9 protein-coding genes are annotated in these 12,134 nt (G+C 59.5%); 4 read left to right on the top strand and 5 right to left on the bottom strand.

All coding sequences use genetic code 11. The annotated features are described in order from the left end of the window. Positions 1 to 37 precede the first annotated feature (37 nt). Positions 38 to 541: an acetolactate synthase small subunit gene (ilvN, locus tag CRD18_RS02855; RefSeq protein ID WP_048735338.1), complete on the bottom strand. Its 504-nt coding sequence runs from the start codon at positions 539 to 541 to the stop codon at positions 38 to 40. Between the two features lie 34 nt (positions 542 to 575). Beyond that, complete coding sequence (locus CRD18_RS02850) at positions 576 to 2,486, bottom strand: acetolactate synthase large subunit (RefSeq protein ID WP_088611497.1); 1,911 nt, start codon at positions 2,484 to 2,486, stop codon at positions 576 to 578. A gap of 360 nt (positions 2,487 to 2,846) precedes the next feature. On the opposite strand from CRD18_RS02850, the gene CRD18_RS02845 reads away from it, so the two are divergent. The 3 genes from CRD18_RS02845 to ilvD all read left to right on the top strand — a co-directional run bounded on the left by CRD18_RS02845 (position 2,847) and on the right by ilvD (position 7,057). Then, positions 2,847 to 4,502, top strand: a complete 1,656-nt coding sequence (locus CRD18_RS02845) for a mechanosensitive ion channel family protein (protein WP_069358880.1) — start codon at positions 2,847 to 2,849, stop codon at positions 4,500 to 4,502. Positions 4,503 to 4,559: 57 nt separating this feature from the next. Beyond that, positions 4,560 to 5,078 (top strand): PH domain-containing protein, encoded by a 519-nt coding sequence (locus tag CRD18_RS02840; protein ID WP_049172102.1) that lies wholly within the window; start codon positions 4,560 to 4,562, stop codon positions 5,076 to 5,078. 134 nt (positions 5,079 to 5,212) lie between these two features. Then, the gene (gene ilvD / locus CRD18_RS02835; protein WP_070429318.1) at positions 5,213 to 7,057 is read left to right on the top strand and encodes a dihydroxy-acid dehydratase; all 1,845 of its coding nucleotides are present in this window, start codon (positions 5,213 to 5,215) and stop codon (positions 7,055 to 7,057) included. A 15-nt stretch (positions 7,058 to 7,072) separates the two neighbouring features. Here ilvD and CRD18_RS02830 read toward each other — a convergent pair whose 3' ends face one another. Beyond that, positions 7,073 to 7,957, bottom strand: coding sequence for a hypothetical protein (locus tag CRD18_RS02830; protein ID WP_241482424.1), 885 nt, complete (start codon positions 7,955 to 7,957; stop codon positions 7,073 to 7,075). 75 nt (positions 7,958 to 8,032) lie between these two features. Further along, on the bottom strand, positions 8,033 to 9,436 hold the full coding sequence (locus CRD18_RS02825) for a DoxX family membrane protein (RefSeq protein ID WP_242458667.1): 1,404 nt from the start codon (positions 9,434 to 9,436) through the stop codon (positions 8,033 to 8,035). Positions 9,437 to 9,512: 76 nt separating this feature from the next. Between CRD18_RS02825 and CRD18_RS02820 the strand changes: the two genes are divergently transcribed. Beyond that, positions 9,513 to 10,589 (top strand): glucose dehydrogenase, encoded by a 1,077-nt coding sequence (locus CRD18_RS02820; protein ID WP_224783716.1) that lies wholly within the window; start codon positions 9,513 to 9,515, stop codon positions 10,587 to 10,589. A 12-nt stretch (positions 10,590 to 10,601) separates the two neighbouring features. On the opposite strand, the gene gatB is transcribed toward CRD18_RS02820, so the two are convergent. Further along, complete coding sequence (gatB, locus tag CRD18_RS02815; RefSeq protein WP_016422487.1) at positions 10,602 to 12,110, bottom strand: Asp-tRNA(Asn)/Glu-tRNA(Gln) amidotransferase subunit GatB; 1,509 nt, start codon at positions 12,108 to 12,110, stop codon at positions 10,602 to 10,604. Between the last annotated feature and the right edge of the window lie 24 nt (positions 12,111 to 12,134).

The raw sequence follows: 12,134 nt of genomic DNA, 5'->3' as shown, positions 1-12,134 counted from the left end.
TCGAATCGGATTCGTTAAAAATCTTAGCGTTTAGTTGTTAGCGGGCCTGGAGCATCGGCTTCGGCCCACGTGCCATTGCGACGGTACCGGACTGAATGAGCTCACGGATACCAAACGGCTCGAGGACCTCCAGCAGGGCTACAAGCTTCGAGCGCTCACCCGTCGCCTCAATGATGACAGACTCTTGAGAAACGTCCACCACACGGGCACGGAAGAGATTGGCGGCATCGACTACCTGCGGACGATTGGTGTTGTCGCAGGAAACCTTCACCATCAGCAGTCCGCGCGACACCATGGTCTCTGGGGGCTGGCGGACCACTTTCAGCACGGGCACCAGCTTGTTCAGCTGCTTAGTAATCTGTTCGATCGGCAGCGTCTCCGTCTCAACCACGACGGTGATGCGGTTGACTCCCTCGGTCTCAGTTTCACCCGAGGTAATCGACTGGATGCTGAAACCTCGGCGGGTGAACATGCCCGCAATGCGGACCAGAATACCCGGCTCATCGAGGGTCAACACGGATAGAGTGTGCAGTTCAGCCATTTTGGGACTCACTTCCTGTTGCTTCGGATCCCGATTAGCGGGTCTTCATGGACGGGTGGTTAGCGTCGGGCTGCTTCGCGGCGTCCTCGGAGTTGTCCACAACAGTGCCGTGGATGTCAGCCGGGGCCTCAGCTGCTGAATTCTCATCGTTGAACAGCGGGCGCAGACCGCGGGCGTATTCGACCTCATCATTGGACTTGCCAGCTGCCACCATCGGCCACACCTGAGCATCCTCACCGACAATGAAGTCAATAACCACCGGTCGGTCATTAATCTCGCGTGCCTTCTTAATCGCCGCCGCGACATCTTCCTTCTTGGTCACGCGGATCGCCACGCAGCCAAGCCCCTCGGAGAGCTGGACGAAGTCCGGCAGGTAGGAGTTGTCCTCCGGGCGCAGCTTGGTGTTGGAGTAGCGCTGATCGTAGAACAGCGTCTGCCACTGACGAACCATGCCCAGATTACCGTTGTTAATCAAGGCAACCTTGATGGGAAAACCTTCCATTGCACAGGTGGTCAGCTCTTGATTGGTCATCTGGAAGCAACCATCACCGTCGATGGCCCAGACTTCCTTTTCTGGAGCAGCCGCCTTGGCACCCATCGCAGCCGGGATTGAGTAGCCCATCGTGCCGGCACCACCGGAGTTAAGCCAGGTGCGCGGGTTCTCGTACTGGACGAACTGCGCTGCCCACATCTGGTGCTGGCCGACGCCAGCGGCATAGATGGCCTCTGGACCAACGATGTCGGACAGAGTCTGAATTACAAACTGCGGAGCGATTGCACCATCAGCGGGCTCTTCCCACCCGAGGGGGAACTCGTCGCGGAGACCGTCGAGAAGCTTCAGCCAGTCGGCAATCTGCGGGCGACTAAGACCGAGCTTGGTGTAGGACTCGCTAAGTGCGGCAAGGACCTCGCGGGCATCGCCGACGATGGGAACATCAACTTCGCGGAGCTTGCCAATCTCTGCCGGGTCAATGTCGGCGTGGATTACCTTCGCGTTCGGCGCGAAGGAATTCAGATCACCGGTAACACGGTCGTCGAAACGCGCGCCAATAGTGATGAGCAGGTCGGACTTCTGCAGAGCAGCGACGGCTGACACCTTGCCGTGCATGCCCGGCATACCCATGTGCAGCGGGTGCGAGTCCGGGAATGCGCCGCGAGCCATCAGCGTGGTCACGACCGGAACCCCAGTCTGCTCGGCGAACTCGACCAGCTCCTTGGAAGCATCGGCTTTGATGACGCCACCACCGATGTAGAGCACCGGACGCTTTGCCGCAGCAATCATCTCAGCGGCTTCGTCAATCTGACGCTGGTGCGGAGTTGTCACCGGGCGGTAACCCGGCAGGTTAATCTCCGGCGGCCAGGTGAAGTCAATCATCATGTTCTGGAGGTCCTTCGGGACGTCCACCAGAACCGGCCCCGGACGACCAGAGGATGCCAAATGGAAGGCCTCGGCAAGCGCGCGCGGGATGTCCTCCGCCTCGGTGACCATGAAGTTGTGCTTCGTAATCGGCATGGTCACGCCGCGAATGTCAGCCTCCTGGAACGCATCGGTTCCCAGCAGCGGGCGACCGACCTGGCCGGTGATGGCAACGACCGGTACCGAGTCCATCTGAGCATCCGCAAGTGGAGTGACCAGGTTAGTAGCACCCGGACCGGAGGTGGCAATACACACGCCGACCTTGCCGGAAACCTGCGCATAGCCGGTGGCTGCGTGACCAGCACCCTGCTCGTGGCGCACCAGGACGTGGCGAAGCTTCTCCGAGTCATAAATCGGATCGTAGAGCGGAAGCACTGCACCACCGGGAATACCGAAGGCTACCTCGACGCCGAGCTCTTCAAGGGACCGGACAATGGCTTGTGCACCAGAAATTCGCTCGGGGGCGCTGGTGCGCGCCTTAGCCGCGAATTGGGCGGGCGATGGGGTGTGCTGCTCGTGCGCGTTCACGATTTCGCTCCTGGATCATGGTGGGCAACTACTCAACACACATTCACGCAAAGAAGCTACGAATGTGGCGTTGGCTACAACCCTAACGTCCACATAGTGAGAAGTCAATCCCGTCAATTGGACACGCCATCCGTATCACACCCCGAGCACCCACCCGATTCCAACGAGAACCCCGCCCCAACTTTGGGAATCACTCTACCCAGAAACTCCCCGACCACGACCCCGGGGACACCCAAGCCTGCACACCCGAGCCCTACACGCCCGAGCCCCGCAAGCCCCAAGTCCAAAGCTCGTCTTTATGCATAATTCTTTACCTTTAAACTCAGCGCATATTAAGGCGAACGACCTACGGTGGATGGCATGGAATTCTTGCAATACATGTTGTTACGGACATGGCAATGGGTGGCCAATAACGGCCTTGCCATCGCATGTCTGGCCATTCTGCTAATTCTTGTTCCCCGTATCCGACGTTTCGTTCTGGCAATTGCGGACGGAAACATCTCCTCTTCAGAGGAGCAGTCCAAGGGACGGCGCGCACTGATTGGCGCTGTGGTTTACATCGTCGAAGTCATTGCATACTTCGTCTTAATCATCGCGATTCTGTCGAAATTCGGAATCTCACTGACCGCCGCCGCTATCCCCGCGACGGTTGTTTCCGCCGCTGTTGGTTTTGGCGCACAGGGAGTCATCGCCGACTTCCTTGGCGGACTGTTCATCATCGCCGAGAAGCAGTACGGCATCGGAGACTGGGTAGAGTTTCACTCCCCTTCGGGCACTGTCCAAGGTGACGTAGTCAATATGACATTGCGCGCCACCACGATCCGAACCCTCAACGGCGAGGAAATCATCGTGCCGAACTCCGAGGCACGCATGTGTATCAACTACTCCTCACAGTGGTCCCGTGCTGTTGTTGAAGTTCCCGTACCGATGACCGCCGGTGGCTCCATTAAGGACCTGGAAGAGCGCACTGTCGCCGCCGCCAAGAGTGCCATCGCACTGGACTCCGTCAAGGATGCAGTTCTCTCCGAGATCAAGCTGCAGTCCTCCACGGAGCTCAATCCGCCGACGGTTATGGGCCTGCCGTGGACCGTCACTATGCGCTTGATTGTCGACTGCAAACCGGGCGACCAATGGCTCATCGAGCGCGCCATCCGCGCCGCAGTCATCGACACTTGGTGGGATGACTACGGCGAGCGCGCCCAACAGACCCCGTTTGCTCCCGCCGAAGAAATCACCGGTCATGTCCGCGATGACACGATGATCGAACAGCTCAGGCAGGCCGATGCTAAGCAAGAGAAAAAACAACAGCTTGACGACGGCGACAGCGCTCCAACCGAAGTTGTCGAAGCGGTAGCGGACACTACTGCCCAGCCGGATACCGCAGAAACCAAACTGATGGAAACTCAGACCGTCGATAAGCAAGACGGGAACGAGCGATCCGACCTGCCGCATGCGGGTGCTGACCTCGATGATGCTCGACGCGAGCAAGAGGACAGCGGAAGCAACAACGCCATCCGCAAGCTGGTTAGCCACCCTGACTGGAAGACGCTCACGACGCGCCAGAAAATCCGGCGAATCCTCTCTGCAGGTGGACGTGCTCGCGTTTCGACAATCATGCTCTTGGCAACCCTAATTGTCCTCGGCGTTTTGAATCTCATGACGGTCGAGACCGAGGGCGGCCCATCCGGATGGCTAGCACCGAGCAGGTGGAGCGATCGGGTAACGACACAGGAAGAGGACTCGGAAGAGTCGTCAGCTCCGCAATCATCGAACCAGCCGACTAGTACCACACAGAGTGTGCAGCCCACCGAGACTTCACAGCAGACTCAGACATCACAGAATCAGCCGTCCGAGACTTCACAGCAGCCTCAGAGCACGCAGAACCGCGCACCTTCGACCGCCACCTCCACCGAGCCAGACTCTACTCAGAGCAACACCGACAACGAGAACACTGGCGGATCACAGTCGACAGACTCCACTAACAACGCAGAACCAAACTCGGTCGGGGCGCAATAACGCGCAACTGCCTACCGCGCATTAACCAATCCGAACTACCCGCTACAATCAAAGGCCATGACTGACTCGACTCCACAGCTAAAATTTGCGACGCAGCGATTTCGCCCACAGAAGACGCATCTGTTCATCGTTGCGTTCATGCTCGTGCTGTGTGTAATTGCCACCGGTTTTGCCCCGTGGCTGGCCATTACCTTCCTGGCACCGTTGATTTATACGCTTTGGATTTTCCGAGTACGCACCACCGTAGGGCCACGCGGCATCACTGCGGTGTACCTATTGTCCAAGCGCCGTTCGGTGCCCTGGAGCGATTTTGCGGGCATCTTCTTCAACAAGGGCGGCCGCGCCTTTGCGGTAACCAAGTCAGATGAGCGCATCGCCCTGCCGGCCATCTCTTTTAATTCGCTGCCGGAGTTGAAGGAAGCCACTGGCGGTCTGATTCCAGATCCGATCGCTTCGGCTCGTATGGCGGAAAATGACAAGGTCGAGGTTTTCGACCGCGATGGCCACTCCGTAATGAAGAAGGTCAGTGAGGTTGAGGCTGATGCCAAGGCTAAAGGTGACGCCTCTGCCGAGTAACATATAAGCAGTCCACAAAGCCCCTAAATCTCATTATGCGGACACCAGTGACCACGAAATGAGACATTAGGGGCTTTTTGTGATTAATATGGATAATTAATTACCTTGCACCCTATCTAGGAAGGGCAGCCCCCATGATTCCCCTTCGCTCTAAAGTCACCACTGCCGGCCGTAATGCTGCAGGTGCGCGTTCGCTATGGCGCGCAACTGGCATGACCGATAACGACTTCGGCAAGCCGATTATCGCAATTGCCAACTCTTACACTCAGTTCGTTCCCGGTCACGTGCACCTGAAGGACGTTGGCGACATCGTCGCAGAAGCTGTAACCGCAGCCGGTGGCGTCCCCCGTGAGTTCAACACCATTGCTGTCGACGACGGAATTGCGATGGGCCACGACGGCATGCTCTACTCGCTGCCGTCCCGTGAGATTATTGCTGACTCTGTCGAGTACATGGTCAACGCTCACACCGCTGACGCATTGGTCTGTATTTCCAACTGTGACAAGATCACGCCGGGCATGCTCAATGCGGCTCTGCGTCTGAATATCCCGGTGGTCTTCGTTTCCGGCGGGCCGATGGAATCGGGATCGTCGATTGTTATCGATGGCGTCGTCAAGCCCGGCTCTGACCTCGTCTCGGCTATTTCTGCATCCGCGAACGACAAGGTCGATGACAAGAACCTGCTCGACATCGAGCGCTCGGCATGCCCGACCTGCGGATCGTGCTCGGGCATGTTCACTGCAAACTCGATGAACTGCCTGACCGAGGCCCTCGGCCTGTCCCTGCCGGGTAACGGTTCTACCCTGGCAACTCAGCAGGCGCGTCGCGATTTGTTCACGCGCGCCGGTGAACTGATTGTGGACCTGGCGAAGAGCTACTACCACGATGGTGACGAGTCCGTGCTGCCGCGCAACATCGCCAACCGCGACGCGTTTGTCAACGCAATGACGCTCGACGTTGCCATGGGCGGTTCCACCAACACGGTGCTGCATATTCTCGCTGCCGCCCAGGAGGGCGAGATCGACTTCGACCTCTCCGACATCGACGCGATTTCCCGCCGCGTGCCTTGTCTGTCCAAGGTGGCACCGAACTCGGACTACTACATGGAGGACGTCCACCGCGCCGGTGGTATTCCAGCCATCCTCGGCGAACTGCGCCGCGCGGGCCTGCTGCAAATGAATGTCCGCTCCGTTCACTCCCCATCTCTGGAGGAGCACCTGGACAACTGGGATATCCGCGGCGGCAAGGCCACTGACGAAGCGATTGAACTGTTCCACGCAGCCCCTGGCGGCGTGCGCACCACCGAGCCGTTCTCCACATCCAACCGCTGGGAGAGCCTGGATACGGACTCCGAAAATGGCTGCATCCGCGACTTCGACCACGCCTACACGAAGGAAGGCGGTCTGTGTGTCCTGCGCGGCAACATCGCCGAGGACGGCGCTATCCTGAAGACCGCCGGTATCGGCGAGGATCAGTTCCACTTCGAGGGCACCGCTCGCGTCGTAGAAAGCCAGGAAGAGGCTGTCTCGGTCATCTTGAACCGCACCTTGCAGCCGGGCGAAGTTCTCTTTGTCATCTACGAGGGTCCTTCCGGCGGCCCGGGCATGCAGGAGATGCTGCACCCGACCGCATTCATCAAGGGCGCTGGCCTGGGTAAGGTCTGTGCACTGGTCACCGATGGTCGCTTCTCCGGGGGTTCCTCCGGACTGTCTATCGGCCACGTTTCCCCGGAGGCCGCTGCCGGCGGCGCAATCGGTCTCGTCCGCAACGGCGACCCGGTGTACATCGATGTCGCTGAACGACGCCTTGAGATTCAGGTGTCCGACGAGGAGCTGGCCGCTCGTCGCGATGAGGAGCTCAAGCGCGATAAGCCATTTACTCCGCACAAGCCGCGTCCGCGCAAGGTCTCCAAGGCGCTGCGCGCATACGCCAAGATGGCGTCCAGTGCGGATAAGGGCGCGATCCGCATTGTCGACTAGCTAGATCAAACCCGTTTAAAGGCCTGTGCTTACCGCACGGGCCTTTGGCGTTTCTAGAGTGGCTTTGCGCCCAGTCTTCTGCGTGGGCTTCACCAAATCCCGGTACTCGACGTCGGCAATCCCCTCAGCGACGTCCTCGGTGTGTGCATATTTGCCGCCCTCGGTAATGGCCGCCATTACATATCCGGGGCCAAAAACAACGGAAGAGTGCCACGAACGCCGGTTGGACCAGCCCATTTTCGCGCCTTCAGAGCCGGGCAGCCCGGCAAGACCAAAATTCTGTCGATAGCCATCGGCAGCAATCGGCGACCAGTGTCGCATCGCCTCGAGCACCTCAGAATTAGGATGCTTCAGACGAAGCTGGGAAATAAAAGACACCACATCTTCCGCGGTGGTCCTCGATACTCCCCACTTTTCTCCGCCGGAAGTGTTGAACAGGCCGTACTCGGTCGCAATGGAATCGACCGATTCCGGGTACTTCCGGTAAAAGTCGGCGGCCAAATCGTCGTCGGAACGCGAAATCATCTTTTCGACGCGCTCGGCATCGTCGGCAGTGCCGTGTTCGAGCACATACTGACCGATATACAACTTAATCAGGGATAGCGCCGGCAGCGGGCGTTGCGATGCCTGGCTGCTGTACCCCACGCCCACCGGCTCGTAGCTCACCGCCATTTGCGTGCGCGGGTCAGTCTCAATCAACCCTTCGGCGTTGAGGTTCATGCGCGGCAGACTCACCTCATGAGTCGGCCAGGCGCTTGCCGACGAGACGGAGGCTGCAACCTCATTGTGCTCGCCGGCAGCGGCTGTCGAAGGTGAGTGAATCGACGTTGTAGCGCCTATCGAAGACATGAAAAAGACCACCGCGAGGGTGGTCTTTAGTACGTGTCTCGACTTTGGCATAGGGGGCATTGTACCCCGGCCCTAACGGAGAACCTAGTTTAGGTCGCTCGACTGTTTGTGCAGCTGCGAGCCGCCTTAGCCAACAAACGGCAGCGTGCCGGTCGTCAGCCACCACAGGCCAATTGCTGCGGCGATGGACAGAATTCCGAAGATCCACGACGATGCCAGTGGTCGACGAGCCCAGCCGCGTCCGAAATCGATGCCGATACGGCCCGGGCCGGTGAACTGCAAGCCAAGCGCCATGGCGGTCATCAACAGCTGTAGTTGGAGGTTACTGGAGTCCTGGCCAACGATATTCACACCATTGGCAGAGGTAGCCACATCAAACATGCTGAGGTAGGCGGACAATGCCAGCGCCAACGCCGCGGCCAGCGGTGTCGCGAGACCCAAGATAAGCAGGGCACCCGCGATAAGCTGAACCGTTGGGATGGCAGTGGCCATTACAGGGCCGAGGGCAAAGTTGTTCTGGCTAAACTGTGTCTCCAGCGCAGTGGTGCCACCGGAGTTGCCCCAGCCGAGCAGCGTTGTCAGACCATGGACCAGCAGTAGCGCACCCAATCCAAGACGCAGCAGCAGGAGGCCGAAGTCAGTGGTACCGCGACGGAACTCCGGTTCGTTGTCGTCGTAGAAGTCCGTGTCTTCATCGTCGTCAGCAGCGGCGGTAGTCGTAGCAGCAGTTGCCCCGGCGGCTCCTACGCCTGCTCCTGCAACACCAGCGGCGCCAGCTGCACCAGCGGTATCGCGGGACGCAGCCGGTTCAGCGAAATCCGATTCATCGAAATACTGAGTCTCAGCTGCGGAATTGCGTGAAGAGTCATAGGTCGGCTCCGCCTCATCGTCGAATGCTGGCTGTGCTTCCGACTTATTTGCAGTAGCTCCCGCTGCGGACGCTCCTGCCGCTTCAGAAGCCGAGAAGGCTTGCGTCGGCTGGCTGAAATCCTCGTCTGAATCAACGCGCTCACTACGAGCCGGCTGCTCAAAGATTTCGGTTGCCTCCGACTCCGGGGCCACCTCCGACTCTTTATCAGCCGCGGGCGCTGACTCAGTTTCAGCCTGTTCATCCCGCGGCGAAGGCTTACCGGCAGGGCTAATCACCTGAGGTGCCGTGCGGCCTGCAGCGGCGTAGGCGTCGTAGCGCTTCTTCGGGGCTTCCTGAACTTCAGGCTCCGGCTCGGGGCTCGGCTCAGTCACTGTTTCTGTTTCAGACTCGGTTTCCACCTCGGCTTCAGCACCGCTATCGGTCTCGGCTTCCGGCGGCAGGTTTTCTTGGTCTACCTCCGCCTCCGACTCCTCCTCTACGCGCTTTTCCGGCACACCCGGAAAAATCTGCGTTGCGGTGTTGTCGCTGTCGTCACGGTTTGTTTCTTCGTTCATTGGCTCAGCGAGCTTGCGGTAGGTCGGGACGTCGAGATCGTCATCGAATCCGTCCTCCACATTCTCGAGGGCGCGGTCGTTCGGGTACTTCTCTGAGTCGCTCACATCGTCCACATTAAAACTACTGCCTCACTTTTGGTCGCAGGCGTGGCCGGGAAACGAGGCTGTATTGTGTATGCCTATGGGATTCCACCTCGTCCACACCAGCAGTGCACAGGCTCGCGCTCGCGGGCGGCGTCGTCGTGCTGCGCTCGCCGCTGGTGTCGTCGGGATGGTCTCTCTTTCCGGCTGCATGAGTGCCTCGAGCGCGCTTGAGTCACCGTTTACTGAAGACAAGTCGGAACCGACAGGCATTGCCATGCCGAAGTTTTCCTCCCCTGATTTGCCCTCTACCCCGGTCCCAACCACGGAAAGCAAAGCCAAAGACAAAGGTCCCTGCGACCTCGACGATGTCACTCTCGCGGCCTGCCTACCGCTTACCACCGCGCTAGCCTCAACCGGCCCTGGGGAGGCTCTCGTCGCCACCGACGACGGTGCACTCACCGTTGTCGCACCGGGTAAGACACCGCGTGAGGTCGCACGGCTCGGCGCCCCTGCAAAACAACTGCTGCCCAGTCCCTCGGTTGAAGAGGACCGTCAGGTCTTTGTTTTGCGTAACGACGACACCATTGCGCGCGTCACCCTCGTGGAGGGCAGCACCGCTGATGTGCGCGAACTTCCGGACCTCAGCGAGCCCGGCATTCTCGGAATCTATTTTGACCGAACTTCGGACACCCTGTCCCCGCGCAAATTGCTCGTGGGAGATCCAGGCATTGAGTTTCAGCAGTTCTGCCATGGTCCGGACGGAATGCCGCCGTTGGCAACCGCCATTCTCGACGGCACCCCACAGCTGGTTCAGCTCACCGGCCCTGTGATTAATCCCCTCGGCGGTGTGGACCTGAACGATTCCATCGGTGGATGCGCAGTGATGGGTGACCGCGTGGTCATTGCCATCCCAGACGCGCAGAAGGTCATCTCCATGCCGGTGGGTCCGAAGTCAAGTGGGCCCGACGCGGCGTGGGAGGTCAAGGGTTCCCCTGAAGTGCTTGTCGACGGCGACTTCGGCCACATCTCGTATGTAGCGGCTGTCGCAGCAAATCAGGGTATTGAAGTTTGGGGTGCCACGACCAACAAAACCGCCGGGGCACAACCGTCGGAGTCCGACGAGCGCGTCGTCAGACTGCCGAGCGATGGTGCCGCCGGCGGTTCCCCGGATTAGCTTTCAGGGAGGCTAGCTCAGCTTCTTCGCAATCAGCTGGTTGACCTGAGCCGGGTCTGCCTTGCCGCGGGTGGCCTTCATGACCTGCCCCACGATGGCACCGACGACCTTCTTGTTGCCAGCTCGGTACTTCTCGACGATGTCCGGGTTAGCAGCCAGTGCATCGTCGACGGCCTTCTCAATAGCACCGTCGTCGCGAACGACCTCCAGGCCACGGGCAGCAACGACCTCATCAACATCGCCCTCGCCTGCGAGCACGCCGTCAACGGCCTTACGGGCCAGCTTGTTGGTCAGCTTGCCCTCTTCAATCAGTGCAATCACACGTGCAACCTGTGCCGGGGTAATCGCGAGCTCAGCCAGCTCCACGCCTGCCTCGTTGGCCTTCTGCGCCAGGTAAGCGACCCACCAGGAACGAGCCTCAGCCGGGCCGGCACCAGCCTCAACGGTGTCGACAATCAGGTCGAGAGCGCCGGCGTTAACCAGGTCGCGCATTTCCTCGTCCTTCAGACCCCACTCTTCCTGAATACGGGCACGACGCACCCACGGCAGCTCCGGCAGAGTTGCGCGGATTTCCTCCACCCACTCACGCGGCGCAATCACAGGTGGCAGATCCGGGTCGTTGAAGTAGCGGTAATCCGACTGCGATTCCTTCGGGCGGCCCTTGGAGGTCGTGCCGTCGGTCTCCTGGTAGTGGCGGGTTTCCTGAACGATCTCCTCGCCATTAGTAATCGCAGCAGCCTGGCGCTGCATCTCGTAGCGAACAGCCTGTTCAACCGACTTCAGGGAGTTGATGTTCTTAGTCTCGGTACGAGTGCCGAACTCCTCCTGGCCGATTGGGCGCAGGGAAACGTTGGAGTCCACACGCATCGAGCCCTGGTCCATGCGGGCATCGGAGACACCGAGGGACTTCACCAGGTCACGCAGCGCAGAAACGTACGCACGAGCAACCTCTGGGGCACGCTCCCCTGCACCGAGAATTGGCTTAGTAACGATCTCAATCAGCGGAATACCTGCGCGGTTGCAGTCCACCAGCGAACGCGTGGCGCCGTGAATACGACCATCGGCACCGCCCAAGTGCGTCAGCTTGCCGGTGTCTTCTTCCATGTGAGCGCGCTCGATTTCGACACGGAACTCCGTGCCGTCGTCAAGCTGAACGTCAAGATATCCGTCGTAGGCGATTGGTTCGTCGTACTGCGAAATCTGGTAGTTCTTCGGCTGGTCCGGGTAGAAGTAGTTCTTGCGCGCGAAGCGGGAGGACTCAGCAATCTCGCAGTTCAGCGCCAGGCCAATCTTGATGGCCCACTCAACGCCCTGACGGTTAACCACGGGCAGCGCGCCCGGCAGGCCGAGGCTGCAGGGATCGACGTTGCTATTCGGCTCGGCACCAAAGTGCGCCGAGGAGGAGGAGAACATCTTGGTATTCGTCGAGAGCTCGACGTGAACCTCCATGCCCATTACCGGGTCAAAACGTTCGAGGACCTCATCAAAGTCCATCAAGTCATCAGCGTATGCAGCGGTCATGTTTGTAGAGTCTACTAGCGATGG

Origin of the sequence: Corynebacterium sp. LK31, from assembly GCF_014335015.1 — a bacterium.
In the GTDB taxonomy this organism is placed as follows: domain Bacteria; phylum Actinomycetota; class Actinomycetes; order Mycobacteriales; family Mycobacteriaceae; genus Corynebacterium; species Corynebacterium jeikeium_D.
This window is presented reverse-complemented; position numbering and strand designations above follow the sequence as displayed.

What these genes read in the sequence shown, in the direction of transcription:
- ilvD (WP_070429318.1), top strand. Translation starts at nt 5,213, where the DNA reads ATGATTCCCCTTCGCTCTAAAGTCACCACTGCCGGCCGTAATGCTGCA.
- CRD18_RS02840 (WP_049172102.1), top strand. Translation starts at nt 4,560, where the DNA reads ATGACTGACTCGACTCCACAGCTAAAATTTGCGACGCAGCGATTTCGC.
- CRD18_RS02830 (WP_241482424.1), bottom strand. Translation starts at nt 7,957, where the DNA reads ATGCCAAAGTCGAGACACGTACTAAAGACCACCCTCGCGGTGGTCTTT.
- CRD18_RS02820 (WP_224783716.1), top strand. Translation starts at nt 9,513, where the DNA reads ATGGGATTCCACCTCGTCCACACCAGCAGTGCACAGGCTCGCGCTCGC.
- CRD18_RS02845 (WP_069358880.1), top strand. Translation starts at nt 2,847, where the DNA reads ATGGAATTCTTGCAATACATGTTGTTACGGACATGGCAATGGGTGGCC.
- gatB (WP_016422487.1), bottom strand. Translation starts at nt 12,110, where the DNA reads ATGACCGCTGCATACGCTGATGACTTGATGGACTTTGATGAGGTCCTC.
- ilvN (WP_048735338.1), bottom strand. Translation starts at nt 541, where the DNA reads ATGGCTGAACTGCACACTCTATCCGTGTTGACCCTCGATGAGCCGGGT.